General features: G+C 44.6%; 12 protein-coding genes. 5 read left to right on the forward strand and 7 right to left on the reverse strand.

Features of this window, described 5'->3' with window-relative positions; genetic code table 11:
* Positions 1–357: 357 nt before the first annotated feature.
* The 3 genes from GZK95_RS07945 to gyrA all read right to left on the reverse strand — a co-directional run bounded on the left by GZK95_RS07945 (position 358) and on the right by gyrA (position 3,931).
* Entirely contained in the window at positions 358–711 is a 354-nt protein-coding gene (locus tag GZK95_RS07945; RefSeq protein ID WP_075716243.1) for a helix-turn-helix domain-containing protein, read from the reverse strand.
* 143 nt (positions 712–854) lie between these two features.
* Positions 855–1,244 carry a ribosome recycling factor family protein gene (locus tag GZK95_RS07950; protein WP_075716244.1) on the reverse strand — a complete coding sequence of 130 codons (390 nt, stop codon included), beginning with the start codon at positions 1,242–1,244 and terminating at the stop codon, positions 855–857.
* Between the two features lie 47 nt (positions 1,245–1,291).
* On the reverse strand, positions 1,292–3,931 hold the full coding sequence (gyrA, locus tag GZK95_RS07955; protein WP_075707517.1) for a DNA topoisomerase (ATP-hydrolyzing) subunit A: 2,640 nt from the start codon (positions 3,929–3,931) through the stop codon (positions 1,292–1,294).
* Positions 3,932–4,209: 278 nt separating this feature from the next.
* Between gyrA and ubiG the strand changes: the two genes are divergently transcribed.
* From ubiG to yfaE, 4 genes are all read left to right on the forward strand, one after another.
* Positions 4,210–4,917, forward strand: coding sequence for a bifunctional 2-polyprenyl-6-hydroxyphenol methylase/3-demethylubiquinol 3-O-methyltransferase UbiG (ubiG, locus tag GZK95_RS07960; RefSeq protein WP_075716247.1), 708 nt, complete (start codon positions 4,210–4,212; stop codon positions 4,915–4,917).
* A gap of 455 nt (positions 4,918–5,372) precedes the next feature.
* On the forward strand, positions 5,373–7,655 hold the full coding sequence (nrdA, locus tag GZK95_RS07965; protein WP_075716041.1) for a class 1a ribonucleoside-diphosphate reductase subunit alpha: 2,283 nt from the start codon (positions 5,373–5,375) through the stop codon (positions 7,653–7,655).
* Between the two features lie 83 nt (positions 7,656–7,738).
* A complete protein-coding gene (nrdB, locus tag GZK95_RS07970; RefSeq protein ID WP_075707523.1) occupies positions 7,739–8,872 on the forward strand; it encodes a class Ia ribonucleoside-diphosphate reductase subunit beta in 1,134 nt (377 codons plus the stop codon).
* Entirely contained in the window at positions 8,872–9,150 is a 279-nt protein-coding gene (yfaE, locus tag GZK95_RS07975; RefSeq protein ID WP_075707525.1) for a class I ribonucleotide reductase maintenance protein YfaE, read from the forward strand. Before nrdB ends, yfaE begins: the two co-directional genes overlap by 1 nt.
* Positions 9,151–9,273: 123 nt before the next feature.
* Here yfaE and GZK95_RS07980 read toward each other — a convergent pair whose 3' ends face one another.
* The gene (locus tag GZK95_RS07980) at positions 9,274–9,528 is read right to left on the reverse strand and encodes a 30S ribosomal protein S6 modification protein (RefSeq protein WP_075707529.1); all 255 of its coding nucleotides are present in this window, start codon (positions 9,526–9,528) and stop codon (positions 9,274–9,276) included.
* 177 nt (positions 9,529–9,705) lie between these two features.
* On the reverse strand, positions 9,706–10,944 hold the full coding sequence (locus GZK95_RS07985) for a CinA family nicotinamide mononucleotide deamidase-related protein (protein ID WP_075716040.1): 1,239 nt from the start codon (positions 10,942–10,944) through the stop codon (positions 9,706–9,708).
* A gap of 619 nt (positions 10,945–11,563) precedes the next feature.
* Here GZK95_RS07985 and GZK95_RS07990 point away from each other — a divergent pair.
* Complete coding sequence (locus GZK95_RS07990; RefSeq protein WP_075716039.1) at positions 11,564–12,076, forward strand: glycine cleavage system protein R; 513 nt, start codon at positions 11,564–11,566, stop codon at positions 12,074–12,076.
* Positions 12,077–12,134: 58 nt separating this feature from the next.
* Here GZK95_RS07990 and nspC read toward each other — a convergent pair whose 3' ends face one another.
* Positions 12,135–13,268, reverse strand: a complete 1,134-nt coding sequence (nspC, locus tag GZK95_RS07995) for a carboxynorspermidine decarboxylase (RefSeq protein WP_075716038.1) — start codon at positions 13,266–13,268, stop codon at positions 12,135–12,137.
* Positions 13,269–13,545: 277 nt separating this feature from the next.
* The gene (locus GZK95_RS08000) at positions 13,546–14,790 is read right to left on the reverse strand and encodes a carboxynorspermidine synthase (protein ID WP_075707537.1); all 1,245 of its coding nucleotides are present in this window, start codon (positions 14,788–14,790) and stop codon (positions 13,546–13,548) included.
* Positions 14,791–14,794: the final 4 nt, after the last annotated feature.

Below are 14,794 nucleotides of genomic sequence, written 5' to 3' on the forward strand. Positions count from 1 at the left end.
GTAGTAAAACGAATATAGAAACATCGAGTTATATTTGAAGTGATGGTCATCACAGTGAATGGATGTTATTTATTGCTTTATTTTCAGCGCCTTACAAGGATTAAGATTGAGCGCTTGAGCAAGTGCAACATGTTAAATCAAATGCGCTGTTTACTTGTTAGATTAAAAAGCTGCCGCTGAGCGTTGCCTATCCACGCTTAAAGCAACATCAAAAAATGGAGTAATAAAGGTCAATTCAGGGCAAGTGCAACAAGTGAGGGAGCTCACATAATTGGATAAAAGCGACGAAAGATTCTTGAGCCGCTAGACATGACTCTGCTCTAACCGATTAAAATTGACCAAGTCTATTAGAGCGCTTTACTTAGCACTCGGACAGGAAATCAGCTGCTCCAGTTGCTCAATCGACAACTCTGGATGATGGCTTAGAATAAACCGCTTGCAGTTATCAGCGCTTAGGCCAAGTCGAGTAAGCTCTTGCCATAGCTCTTGGTATTGATTCTCTGTGATTTGTTGGTGGTATTTTTTCCGATATGCCGCCATTTGCTGCGCCAGTTGCGGTTCATACCCATAGAGACCAGAGTTACGGTTAATCTCTCTGCTGACTGTCGAACGATGGATGTTCAACTGCTTGGCGATCTCAGATTGGTTTTTCCCCTCTTTCCTCAATGCCCAGATTTGCAAACGCTTTGCTTTTGTCAGTTGTTGATACATAACGCTCTTCTCGCTCCTTGAACAGATGTATAACCGTTAAGTGCTAGGCTATATATTGTCCTAATCACGGATAAAAAACCGTGAATAATCAAGCAATATACTCAAGTGACTTCTAGATGCAGGATTCAGGGGCAAGGAAGAAGTTACAGCGTATCGCTTTCAAAACGAGCTTTACGCGCGTCAGTGATATCGCACCCCGTCACTTCCATCATTTCAGCAAGCGTTATGTTGGGGTTGTTGTTCAATAACTGGGCGAGTTGCTGCTCTAGTGTCACTGGAGGTTCGATGCTCGCAAGTGCCACCGATAACTTGGTAATTGTAAATTGATGAGCAAGCGAATCTTCTATTCTTAAAGCAACTAATAGATCAGACAAACTTGAATAGTCACCGACCAATAACCAGTTTCGTGAACGACGGACACGCTTAAGTTCACATCCAAACTGTGTTGCCAGTGCACGAGTTACATTTGACTGTTCACGTCCGACGCGGTGAATAAATGAAGGGAGTGAGATTGAATAACGTTCATTAGGCATAGAAAAAAACCGAGCACAAGGCTCGGTTCCATTTTCAGTTCAAAAGATTACTCTTCAGATTCTTCTGCAGAATCATCCGCTTGATCATTTGAGTTTACTTCAGCTTGTGGTGCTTCAGTTGCGACAACTTCGCCTTCTTCACCTTCTGGCAGTTCAACTTCTTCAACTTCGTCAATGCGTTGAAGTCCAACCACAGATTCGTCAGCAGCAGTACGGATTAGTGTCACACCTTGAGTGTTACGACCAACCTGACTCACTTCCGCTACACGTGTACGTACTAGCGTACCTGCGTCTGTGATCATCATCATTTCATCGCCAACTTCAACTTGAACAGCGCCAACTACTGGGCCGTTACGTTCTGAAACCTTGATAGAAACAACACCTTGTGTCGCACGACCTTTGATTGGGTACTCAGCCAGTTCAGTACGCTTACCGTAACCATTTTGCGTTACTGTTAGAATGTCACCGTCATTGGCAGGAACAATCAATGATACTACTTGGTCTTCATCCGCCAGTTTCATACCGCGAACACCCGCCGCAGTACGACCCATAGCACGTACTTTGTCTTCGCTAAAGCGAACCACTTTACCCGCTTTAGAGAACAGCATGATGTCGCTTTGACCATCAGTGATATCCACACCGATTAGCTCATCATCGTCACGCAGGTTAACCGCAATCAGACCGTTAGAACGTACGTTGGCAAACTGATCAAGTGACGTCTTCTTAACTGTACCATCGCCTGTTGCCATAAAGATAAACTTATCAGCACTAAACTCAGAAACAGGAAGAATCGCCGTAATGCGTTCGCCATCTTCTAGAGGAAGAATATTGACGATCGGCTTACCACGTGCGGTACGGCTAGCATGCGGCAATTGGTAAACTTTAAGTCGGTATGTCTTACCACGGGTAGAGAAACATAAGATGTTGTCGTGAGTATTCGCAACAAGCAGACGCTCGATGTAATCCTCTTCTTTCATCTTAGTTGCACTCTTACCTTTACCACCACGACGCTGTGCTTCGTAGTCGCTTAGGATTTGGTACTTCACATAACCTTCATGAGACAGCGTTACCACAACGTCTTCACGTGCGATTAGCTCTTCCATGTCAATGTCGTGGCTCGCTGCAGTAATTTCTGTACGACGAGCATCGCCGAATCCGTCACGAACCGCTTCTAGCTCTTCACGAATCACTTCCATCAGACGCTCAGTGCTCGCAAGAATGTGCATAAGCTCTGCGATTTCTTCTAGTAGTACTTTGTACTCGTCTAGAATCTTCTCATGCTCAAGACCTGTTAGCTTGTGTAGGCGTAGGTCAAGAATCGCTTGCGCTTGCTGCTCTGTCAGGAAGTATTGACCATCACGAATGCCGTATTGAGGCTCTAGCCACTCAGGACGAGCCGCATCAGTGCCAGCACGCTCAAGCATTGCCGCTACGTTGCCTAGATCCCAACCACGCGCGATCAAGCCAGCTTTCGCTTCTGCAGGTGTTGGAGCATTACGGATTAAATCAATGATTTCATCAATGTTTGCCAGTGCCAGTGCCAAACCTTCAAGAAGGTGTGCACGTTCACGAGCTTTACGCAATTCGTAGATAGTACGACGAGTCACCACTTCACGACGGTGGTTAACGAAGCACTTCAACATCTCTTTTAGGTTGAAGAGTTTTGGCTGACCATTATCTAGGGCAACCATGTTGATGCCGAATGTTGTTTGCAGCTGAGTTTGAGCGTAAAGGTTGTTTAGAACCACTTCGCCAACCGCATCACGCCTACATTCGATAACGATACGCATACCGTCTTTATCAGACTCGTCACGTAGCGCGCTAATGCCTTCAACTTTCTTATCTTTAACAAGCTCTGCAATCTTTTCGATTAGACGAGCTTTGTTCACCTGGTAAGGAATCTCAGTAACAATAATGGTTTCTTTGCCATTTTTGTCTGTTTCGACATCCGCTTTAGAACGCATGTAAATTTTGCCGCGACCAGTTTTGTACGCGTCTACAATGCCTTTACGACCACTAATAAGCGCCGCTGTTGGGAAGTCCGGACCAGGAATGTATTCCATTAGCTCATCAATCGTGATCTCTTCATTATTGATGTACGCCAAGCAACCATCGATAACTTCACCAAGGTTGTGCGGTGGAATATTGGTTGCCATACCTACCGCGATACCAGAGGCACCATTTACCAATAGGTTTGGAATTTTAGTTGGAAGAACTGCAGGAATTTGCTCCGTACCATCGTAGTTTGGTACGTAATCCACTGTCTCTTTGTCTAAGTCAGCCAATAGCTCGTGTGCAATTTTTGACATACGAACTTCGGTGTAACGCATTGCTGCTGCTGAGTCGCCATCGATCGAGCCAAAGTTACCTTGACCGTCGACTAGCATGTAACGCAGTGAGAACGGTTGTGCCATACGTACAATAGTGTCGTATACAGCACTATCACCATGCGGGTGATATTTACCGATTACGTCGCCAACAACACGGGCAGATTTTTTATATGGTTTATTCCAATCGTTGCCTAGTACATTCATCGCGAACAAAACGCGGCGGTGTACTGGTTTTAGGCCATCACGCACATCTGGAAGAGCACGACCCACGATAACTGACATCGCGTAGTCTAGGTACGAACCTCTAAGCTCGTCTTCAATGTTTACGGGCGTGATCTCTTTAGCTAAATCGCTCATAGAGCCATTATCCCTCTATTATCAGATCGTAAATACGATTCGTGTAAGGTGCAAAAATATAACACACAAATCGTCACTTCGGCATCACTTTCCCTCTCCTTTTATCAGGTTGTGAGGTCTGTTGTGAATCAATTGCCGACTATTTGCACACAACTTGCATATCATACTGAAAGTTGGTTGTTTTATAACCAAAACTAACGAAAACAACATTCTCTATGGAGCGATGTTGATTTGTCGCTATAATGCCAAACGAAGTTTGCCAAATAGATAAATGGATTATGACTAAACAACTCAACGTAGATCCGAACGAAATCAAGAAGTTTGAAGAGATGGCATCCCGTTGGTGGGATTTAGAAGGCGAGTTTAAGCCTTTGCATCAAATCAACCCGCTACGTCTCAATTATGTATTAGATAATGCCAACGGTCTTTTTGGTAAAACCGTACTGGATGTTGGCTGTGGCGGCGGAATTTTAGCTGAAAGCATGGCAAAGCAAGGGGCAATCGTTACTGGGCTTGATATGGGTAAAGAGCCTTTGGAAGTGGCTCGATTGCACGCTCTCGAAACGGGAACAAAGCTCAGCTACATTCAAAGCACTATCGAAGAGCACGCTGCAGACCATGCTGGTCATTACGATGTCGTCACCTGTATGGAGATGCTAGAGCACGTCCCTGATCCACTGTCTGTTATTCAATCTTGTGCGGCATTGGTTAAGCCTGGCGGCCACGTTTTCTTTTCGACATTAAACCGCAATATTAAGTCATACCTCTTTGCGATTGTCGGCGCAGAAAAACTGCTAAAAATCGTACCTGAGGGGACGCACGACCATGACAAATTCATCCGCCCTTCTGAAATGATCAAAATGATCGATCAAACGGATCTCATTGAATATGGCATGACAGGATTGCATTACAACCCTCTGACTGACACGTACAAATTAGGGCGAAATGTCGATGTGAACTACATTGTCCACACGCGAAAATTCTAGCTTGCTTAAATATCATTCGATCTGAGGCGGTAGCACATTGTGCCCGCCTTTTTTATCGGATCTTGCACGATTTTCGTGCGATCGATTCCAGAATAAACAGGTAAAATTTCAATACCTTTTTTTGTCTAAGATCAAGATATTTTTTTTTCGTTGTGGTTAACAAAGAACCGAATCAAAAACCGTAATTTTATACAGTCACGCCACGCCTAATTTCATCGGTTAGTATCCACTTACTGAATTTTTTAATTAACCAGTTATCCACAGGAACTGCACGATCTTCAACTTGAAAATGCCCCTCAATAGCACTATCTTGTAACCCGCAAGCAAAATGACCCCTATATCTTGTGTTTGCACTATAATTAACAGATAGATTTTGATCACAAAGCCGAATAATAATTTACAACAAGTACAATAAAACACGGCTTTCATCAGTTTTGTTAGGGAAATGAAGCAGAATGAAACAACAACTCACTGTCACAAAGCGTGATGGCCGAAAAGAGACCATTGACCTAGAGAAAATCCACCGTGTTATTACATGGGCGGCGGAAGGTCTCGACAATGTTTCGGTATCACAAGTAGAACTAAGAGCTCACATTCAGTTCTACGACGGCATTACTACATCCGACATTCACGAGACTATCATCAAGTCTGCCGCTGACCTGATATCTGAAGAAACGCCAGATTATCAATACCTAGCAGCACGCTTGGCGGTTTTCCACTTGCGTAAAAAGGCCTACGGTCAGTATGAGCCACCAACGCTCTACAACCACGTATCTCGACTCGTCGAGATGGGTAAATATGACCAACACATTCTTGAGGATTACACTAAAGCTGAACTGGATGAACTAAACTCATACATTCAACATGACCGTGATTTAGATTTCTCCTACGCCGCGGTGAAACAGCTTGAAGGTAAATACTTCGTGCAGAACCGTGTATCCGGTGAGATCTACGAAAGCGCGCAGTTCCTTTATATTCTTGTCTCAGCGTGTTTGTTCGCCAAATACCCGAAAGAGACGCGTCTTGACTACATCAAACGGTTTTACGATGCGACGTCAACATTCAAGATTTCTCTGCCTACGCCAATCATGTCTGGCGTACGTACCCCTACTCGTCAGTTCAGCTCATGTGTACTGATTGAGTGTGGTGATAGCCTAGATTCGATCAACGCAACGGCAAGCTCGATTGTTCGTTACGTTTCTCAACGCGCTGGTATCGGCATCAATGCTGGTCGTATTCGTGCGTTGGGCTCTGAAATTCGTGGTGGTGAAGCATTCCATACTGGCTGTATCCCATTCTACAAATACTTCCAAACGGCAGTTAAATGCTGTTCACAGGGCGGTGTACGTGGTGGCGCTGCGACTGTGTTCTACCCAATGTGGCACGGCGAAGCACGTTCTCTATTGGTGTTAAAGAACAACCGTGGTGTAGAAGAAAACCGAGTTCGTCATATGGACTACGGCGTGCAGTTGAACAAACTGATGTACCAACGCCTAGTTGAAGGTGGCAACATCACCCTATTCTCTCCATCAGATGTTCCTGGGCTTTATGATGCGTTCTTTGAGAACCAAGCCGAGTTTGAACGTTTGTATGTGAAGTACGAAAACGATCCATCAATCAAGAAAGAAACGGTGAAAGCGATTGAAATGTTCTCGCTACTTATGCAAGAACGCGCTTCAACAGGCCGTATCTACATTCAGAACGTCGATCACTGTAATACTCATAGCCCGTTTGATTCGGAAGTTGCACCTGTTCGTCAATCAAACCTATGTTTGGAAATCGCACTACCAACTAAACCGTTGGTTAACGTTGAAGATGATTCTGGTGAGATTGCACTCTGCACGCTATCTGCATTCAACCTTGGCGCAATCAACGAACTGGATGATCTTAAAGAGCTTTCTGAGCTAGTGGTTCGCGCACTTGATGCACTGCTTGATTACCAAGACTACCCGCTTCCAGCGGCGTACAAGTCAACGATGAACCGTCGTACTCTTGGTGTGGGTGTCATTAACTTCGCATACTACCTAGCGAAGCATGGCGTGAAATACTCAGATGGTAGCGCAAACGGTCTAACCCACCGTACCTTTGAAGCGATTCAATACTACCTACTAAAAGCATCTGTAGAACTAGCGAAAGAGCAAGGCAAGTGTCCGTTATTCCACGAAACGAACTACGCCAAAGGTCTGATGCCGATCGACACCTACAAGAAAGATATCGATCTTGTGTGTGATGAGCCATTGCACTATGACTGGGATGAGCTACGTAAAGAGATCATGGAACATGGTCTACGTAACTCAACGCTAACCGCTTTGATGCCATCTGAAACTTCGTCTCAGATTTCAAACGCAACTAACGGTATCGAACCGCCGCGTGGCTACGTGTCAGTTAAAGCGTCTAAGGATGGTATTTTGAAACAGGTTGTGCCTGATTTCCTTAACCTTAAAGAACGCTACGAGTTGCTGTGGAATATTGGTTCTAACGACGGTTACTTACACCTAGTTGGCATCATGCAGAAGTTTGTTGACCAAGCAATTTCAGCCAACACTAACTATGACCCTAGCAGCTTTGAAAGCGGTAAAGTACCAATGAAGAAACTGCTACAAGACCTGCTCACCGCGTACAAGTATGGTGTAAAAACACTTTACTACCATAACACTCGTGACGGTGCGAAAGACGATCAGAAAGATGCAGTACAACCTGCTGATGACGATTGCGCAGGCGGCGGTTGTAAGATCTAAGCTAGGTCTTAAGGCAACACTAGTATTCTTTCATGAACATTCGCCCCTTGAAGTTCGAGGGGCTTAAAAGGAATTGAGGCAGCATGGCTTACAGTACTTTTAATCAAAACAAAAATGACCAACTTAAAGAACCAATGTTCCTTGGTCAGTCAGTTAACGTTGCACGTTACGACCAACAAAAATTCGAGATTTTTGAAAAACTGATCGAAAAGCAATTGTCATTCTTCTGGCGTCCAGAAGAGGTTGATGTATCAAGCGATCGCATCGACTACAACAAGCTTCCAGATCATGAAAAACATATTTTCATCTCAAACCTGAAATACCAAACGCTACTGGATTCTATTCAAGGCCGTAGCCCGAACGTCGCGTTACTTCCTTTGGTTTCACTACCTGAGCTGGAAACATGGATTGAGACATGGTCATTCTCTGAAACGATTCACTCACGTTCATACACCCATATTATTCGTAATATCGTCAATGACCCAGGTATCGTGTTCGACGACATCGTTGAGAACGAGCACATCCTCAAGCGCGCGAAAGATATTGCTCACTACTACGATGACCTTATTCAGATGACCAATGACTACCATCGCCTAGGCGAAGGTACACACGTGATTGGCGGCGAAGAAGTGAAGATCACTCTTTATGATCTGAAGAAGAAACTTTATGTGTGTCTAATGTCAGTCAATGCACTAGAAGCGATTCGTTTCTACGTAAGTTTTGCTTGTTCATTTGCCTTTGCAGAACGTGAGCTGATGGAAGGTAACGCGAAAATCATCAAGTTGATTGCTCGTGATGAAGCACTGCATCTCACTGGCACCCAGCATATGATCAACCTTCTGCGTAACGGTCAAGATGACTTCTCATTTATGCAAGTTGCAGAAGAGTGCAAGCAAGAGTGTTTCGACCTATTCAAAGAAGCGGCTGAGCAAGAAAAAGAGTGGGCTGAATACCTATTCAAAGATGGCTCAATGATCGGTTTGAACAAAGACATCCTATGCCAGTACGTTGAATATATCACCAACGTTCGTATGCAAGCTGTCGGTCTACCAGCAGCCTACCCTGGCGCGACATCAAACCCAATTCCTTGGATCAACGCATGGTTGTCATCAGATAACGTTCAGGTTGCACCACAAGAAGCTGAAATTTCATCTTACCTAGTGGGTCAGATTGAAAGTGATGCGCACGCAGACGACTTCAAGGACTTCGAACTTTAATGGCGCGAGTTAAAATCAACGGCACGACCACCATCGTTTCAAACTCTAGTAATACACTATTAGAGTCACTGGAAAACGCAGGCGTGGAAGTAGAATACAACTGTCGAGACGGACACTGCGGCGCATGCCGATGCAAGCTAAAGTCAGGCGAAGTTGAATACGTTGGTTTTGCAATGGCTTATACCCAAGCAGATGAGATCTTACCTTGTATTACCCGAGCAAAAAGTGACATTGAGCTCGACGAAGTGGTGTACAAGCTAAAAGAAAAACGTGCTTAATTGAAGCCAAAAACGTAAAAGACCAGTCAATGACTGGTCTTTTTTGTATTCGAAGCAAATAACTAATCACGAACAACTTTGCATCAACAAAGCAAAGGGTTGCAAAAAAAGTCATTAACCAAATTAAGCTTGGTTCAGAGCTGGCCCTGCTAACAATTGATCCGCCGTCCCCATGGAAATGGCTTTACCAGCAATTTCTCGTCCGCCATCATCAAATAGCGATAAACGGTAACCCATTCCTTGGTGGGAGTCACACTCTTCTGGAGTTCGACGCCAAAGCGAATGCACATCATATTGGCTTGAATTAAACGCCTCGCCTAATACTACTTTTTGACTCGCTACCTGATACCAAACCAAAATCTTAGACTGCTGGAACATACCACCCTCCTTGTGCATTTCTGCCCAGAACTTCTAGTTTAAGATCAATCTGGCAAAGATCACGTGTCAATTTTAAGAATTCTTCATTTTTCTTTAATTAACATAGGGATAAATCTTAGATGATTTTCGTATAAGCCAGTCCAGATAGCGCGCGAAACACCTGTAAAGCAGAGAAGATCACTTAAGTGCACTGCGTGGAACATGCATCTCTTTTTCACGTTTCAACGAACTATAGTGAGCAAAAATCGGCTTGTTAGATAGGTATCGGCGCAACATATCAGCACACACCGTCGTGATTAAGGTCTGTTGATCTTTAGCACTGAAACGACGATTAAAGGTAAGGATTTGTCCCCACTCTCCTTCCGGCGTTGCCAAAGCCACCGCAAAGCTCATATCAATAAGACGACCAGAAACCATCGCGATATCCGTACCGCATTTATCTTTTGTTGCCCCAGCTAACGCAAAGGCTTCTGCCAACTCATCACCACCATTGGTACCGACAGCCACTTGACCGCCCAACACCCAGCCATGACCACAATAATCTTGCGCGTTTTGATTGGAATGAAGCCAGTTCGCCAAACTCCCGTGGGTTGAGCGCTCAGCTAAAGATATCGACATTTTGCGCTCAGCAATTAACTGCCCGACATATTCATCCATTGGCTGGTCAATACTAACCACATTCGGTTCAATCAATTTAAAAATCAATTGCATCAGTTTTAGGCGCGTATCCAGATCGCCTTTCGGACCAAATAGCTTCACCTCTATATAAGGCAAGTAAGAACGATAACCGAGTTGATACCCTTGTGGTAATTGAAGCTTATCGAGTTTGTCCGAAAGCGCAGATTCGGATGTACCAAAGGTATACACTCGCCCGCAATCTAGCCCTTCGACCTGCTGATAATCATGCTGCAAATCAGGAATAATTTGCTCATCAACCATGCGCTTAAACTCACTCGGTACACCGGGCGTAAAATAGAAAACACAATCATTGATGGTGAATTTAAAACCACAGGCAGTACCAGTCGGATTGTCGATTAGCTGAGCGCCTTTGGGCAACATTGCTTGCTTACGGTTACTCTCTGGCATGGCCATGCCTCGATTAGCAAAAAACTGCTGCAGACGCTCAAGCCAGATGGGAGCAAGTTCCAGTTCAACGTCTGCCGCTGCTGCAGCTGCCTCAGTACTCAGATCATCACTGGTTGGTCCTAAACCACCGTTAACCACAACAATGTTGCTGTTGAAACTCAACATTAGAAGTTCTTCGACTAAACCGTTAAAGCTATCACCAACCGTGGAGCGCTTAGTTAAAGGGAAACCTTGCTGAAAGAACCTCTCCGACAACCATGAGGCGTTCGTATCAACAATATCACCGTGCAATACTTCTTCGCCTGTACTTAACATTGCGATTTTCAACATATCTTTCCCTTCACAGAAAATTTAAGCGGGAGTGACTTAAACAAGCCTTTCAAAACTCTCACCGATGAGTGCCCAATCGAGTAGTGATACTCGCTGCCCAGTCAATCCATACCGCGACATATCGCATTATTCAACGAAGGCTAGCTAGAAACATTGGTCAAAAGAGACAGTGTAATAACTCCGGCGGTAAGCTTCTACTCTTTTCACGCAAAACAGACGCTGCGTGACGATAGATCGTGAGATTGACACAGTTCCCCTAAGGAAACAGAGCTGACGGCTCTATCATCGCACCGCGAACATCTCTGGTTTGCGTCGAGCTTATGACACACACTCAAGCAATGAGCACCTGCACCTTAGTGATAAATAGTGGTCTATTCTTTTAAATATTAATAACATGCTTAAGGTCTACTGCGGTTTTGTGCTCAAAGTTTGATTCTCAGCTTACCAGAAATTAATTAGGTCAAAAAATTGACCTAGATCAAACCATATAAAACTCTGAGTTCTAAACTGAATTTAAAGCAAAACAGTTTCTCCGCGATTTCACATAGAAATCAACGTCTCGTAAATACACTGTTTTGACTGAATTACCCGCCCTTCGCATGCATTCAGGAGGCATCCTATGACGACCACTTTCATCGCAAACTTTGTCGGAAAAGCGTCACCTTCCACAATAAAAAAACTCGCTGCCGTCACCCATGAAAACGGCGGTAAATGGCTAATCAGTAAAGTTAACTTTATCGAAGATCAAGTTGCGGCTGTTATTAAGGTAGAAATGCCAAGTGAAAATGCAGAGTTCGTTAAGCAAGCGTTTAAAGATCAACCCAACCTGCTCGTTGAGGTAATCGATTCAGAAGCCCACAAACACAGTGCGGAAACAATTTTCCAAATCCGTTTGGATGCGAATGACCGTGCTGGTATTGTAAATGAAATTACTCATCTGCTTGACGATCAAGGCATCGACATTTTAGATATGGACTGCCAACGTGTTTTCATCGCCGGTGGTGGTGGCGTAAGCTCAAGCCTCTTTACTGCGCAAATCGCGCTTCGCTTACCACGAGAAGTACAGATTGACGATATTGCCAAAGAGCTTGAATCACTCAGTGAGGATACTCGCGTTATCGTTCAACCCTAGTGACATACAGCTTTAAATCGTTCAAGCCCGCTTAGTTAGCGGGCTTGTTGTTATTGGCTTAGTTAACGCTCCACTGAGAAAGAGAGCGTTTAAAATCGCTGTAATCGAACTCGTTGAGTTTTTCAATCGCCCCGCTAGTGCGCTGACAGTATACCGAAGGCATTCGAAGCCCATTAAACCAGTTAAGCTTCACCATGGTGTAGCCGGCACTATCAAGAATATGTAGGCGTTGACCAATTTTAAGTGGTTGCGCAAAAGTCGTTTCACAAAATTGATCCCCAGCCAGACAAGAGCATGAGCCAATCACATAGTGATGTTCTCCATCTTCACTCGCTTCAAGGATCGCGGCAGGTTCGTTGTAAATCAACGTATCTAATCGATGCGCTTCCGTAGCCGAATCAACTATCGCGGTTTTTTTGTCGTTTTCAACAATATCGACCACGGTGACGACTAGGTCGGTGGTTTTAGTGATGATTGCCTCACCCGGTTCAAGATACATTTGCACGCCATGTTTAACGGAAAATGCTTTCAACGCTGATCCAAGCTTGTCTATATCATAACCCGGCCAAGTAAAGAAAACCCCGCCCCCCATACTGACCCAGTCAAGTTTATCTAAGTACTCACCAAACTGAGCTGAAATGGCATCAAGTAACTCGATAAAGGCATCAACATCTTTGTTCTCACAATTCATGTGGAACATGACACCGTCAATTGACTCGAATACGGTTGCGTCAATATGGTCAGCTTGAACACCTAAACGAGAGAACGGACGAGCTGGGTTTGCCAAATCTTGTCCAGCGTAACTCACTCCCGGATTGAGCCGTAAACCCAATGATGCTTTCCCTTCAACAAGATGACGATAGGCAGACAGTTGCGATTGCGAGTTAAAAATCATCTTGTCACAAATGTCAGCAACTTCTCTTACATCCTCTTCGCTATAGCCAACACTATAAGCGTGAGTTTCACCGCCAAAGGTTTCATGACCTAACTTAACCTCAAATGGACCAGAACTCGTCGTCCCATCTAGGTACGGTTTAATAATGTCAAATACACCCCAAGTGGAAAAACACTTGAGAGCCAACACCAGTTTCACACCGGAGATCTCTTTAAGCTGCTTTGCCTTTTCTAGATTTTCAATCAACTTGTCTTCATTGATCATAAAGTAAGGCGTTTTTAGTTCATTTTGCTGCATACCAACCTTTTCTTATTGTGGAAGTTCATCCAACCCCAATAACTTGCCTTTTAGGATTACCAATCCCTACTCTTGTCATTCCGGATTATGCCATCGGTATAACTCCGAAATCTCTCTATTAAGATTCCGCATCACGCTCGTTCCTCGCGGTACGGAATGACAAGTATTGCTAATCCCTACTCTTGTCATTCCGGATTATGCCATCGGTATAAGTCCGGAATCTCTCTGTTAAAATCCCGCACCGCGCTCCTTGCTTGCAGCGCGGAATGACAAGTGATTATTTCAGCTTATGAATCACTGGTTGGCCTGGCTCTAGCTCTAACACATCCCAATCTAAGCCAATCGATGGCATTGTCTCTAGGAATGGGTCCGGATCCAGTTGTTCCATGTTGAATACACCTTTATCAGCCCATTCTCCACGGAAATACTGCAACGCAGCGGTAATTGCTGGCACACCTGTAGTGTAAGAAATCGCTTGATGCTCTACATCGTGGTACGCCACTTCATGATCGGCGTTGTTGTAAATAAAGACACTACGCTCTTTGCCATCTTTACGCCCTTGCACCCAGGTACCGATACATGTTTTACCCGTGTAGCCCGGCGCCAGCGAGGTCGGATCCGGCAGTAACGCTTTCAAAACGTGTAACGGTTGAACAACGGTTCCATCGTGCAGTGTCAGCGGATCTGGGCTTAAAAGACCAATATCACGCATAACATTAAAGTAGTTTAGATAACGGTCACCAAAGCCCATCCAAAACTCAATACGTTTTGCTGGAATAAACTCTTTCATTGAGCGGACTTCATCGTGCGCCATTGAGTATACTTTGTGCGTACCACAGTTCGGGAAATCAAACTCCAGCATACGTGAATGACAAGGCACTTGCTTCCACTCACCATTCTCCCAGTAGAATGAATCACCTTGAATCTCAAGCATGTTAGTTTCAGGATCAAAGTTTGTCGCAAACTTCTTACCATGATCACCTGCATTGACGTCCATCACATCGATCGTATCGATTTCATCAAACAAGTGCTTAACGGCATAAGCGGCAAATACCGACACAACACCCGGATCAAAACCCGCACCCAAAATTCCGGTAATGCCCGCTTGGGCAAACTTCTCACGGTACTCCCACTGCCAATCATAAGCTTGTGGTACTTGCTGACCTTCGCTGCATAAGTCCACCGCCACCGAGGTATCTAAGTATGAGACTTTTGCTTGGTAACACGCTTCCATAATTGGCATGTTTACCCATGGAGGGCCCGCGTTGATCACTAGATCAGGTTGAACCTCATTAATCAGGGCAACAAGTGCATCTACATCATCTGCATTCACAGAACGCGCTTGAAGTTTCTTTGCGCCATCTTTCAGGTTGTTCTTGTTATGAATTGACTCGATGATTTTCTCACACTTACTGACTGTGCGTGATGCAATAGTAATATCACCTAACACGTCATTGTTTTGCGCCGCTTTATGTGCGACTACCCAACCAACGCCACCAGCACCAATTTGTAAAATTGCCATTGTC

Source organism: Vibrio panuliri, assembly GCF_009938205.1.
GTDB lineage: Bacteria > Pseudomonadota > Gammaproteobacteria > Enterobacterales > Vibrionaceae > Vibrio > Vibrio panuliri.

What these genes read in the sequence shown, in the direction of transcription:
- GZK95_RS07985 (WP_075716040.1), bottom strand. Translation starts at nt 10,944, where the DNA reads ATGTTGAAAATCGCAATGTTAAGTACAGGCGAAGAAGTATTGCACGGT.
- GZK95_RS08000 (WP_075707537.1), bottom strand. Translation starts at nt 14,790, where the DNA reads ATGGCAATTTTACAAATTGGTGCTGGTGGCGTTGGTTGGGTAGTCGCA.
- GZK95_RS07950 (WP_075716244.1), bottom strand. Translation starts at nt 1,244, where the DNA reads ATGCCTAATGAACGTTATTCAATCTCACTCCCTTCATTTATTCACCGC.
- ubiG (WP_075716247.1), top strand. Translation starts at nt 4,210, where the DNA reads ATGACTAAACAACTCAACGTAGATCCGAACGAAATCAAGAAGTTTGAA.
- nrdA (WP_075716041.1), top strand. Translation starts at nt 5,373, where the DNA reads ATGAAACAACAACTCACTGTCACAAAGCGTGATGGCCGAAAAGAGACC.
- GZK95_RS07980 (WP_075707529.1), bottom strand. Translation starts at nt 9,528, where the DNA reads ATGTTCCAGCAGTCTAAGATTTTGGTTTGGTATCAGGTAGCGAGTCAA.
- GZK95_RS07945 (WP_075716243.1), bottom strand. Translation starts at nt 711, where the DNA reads ATGTATCAACAACTGACAAAAGCAAAGCGTTTGCAAATCTGGGCATTG.
- gyrA (WP_075707517.1), bottom strand. Translation starts at nt 3,931, where the DNA reads ATGAGCGATTTAGCTAAAGAGATCACGCCCGTAAACATTGAAGACGAG.
- nspC (WP_075716038.1), bottom strand. Translation starts at nt 13,268, where the DNA reads ATGCAGCAAAATGAACTAAAAACGCCTTACTTTATGATCAATGAAGAC.
- GZK95_RS07990 (WP_075716039.1), top strand. Translation starts at nt 11,564, where the DNA reads ATGACGACCACTTTCATCGCAAACTTTGTCGGAAAAGCGTCACCTTCC.
- yfaE (WP_075707525.1), top strand. Translation starts at nt 8,872, where the DNA reads ATGGCGCGAGTTAAAATCAACGGCACGACCACCATCGTTTCAAACTCT.
- nrdB (WP_075707523.1), top strand. Translation starts at nt 7,739, where the DNA reads ATGGCTTACAGTACTTTTAATCAAAACAAAAATGACCAACTTAAAGAA.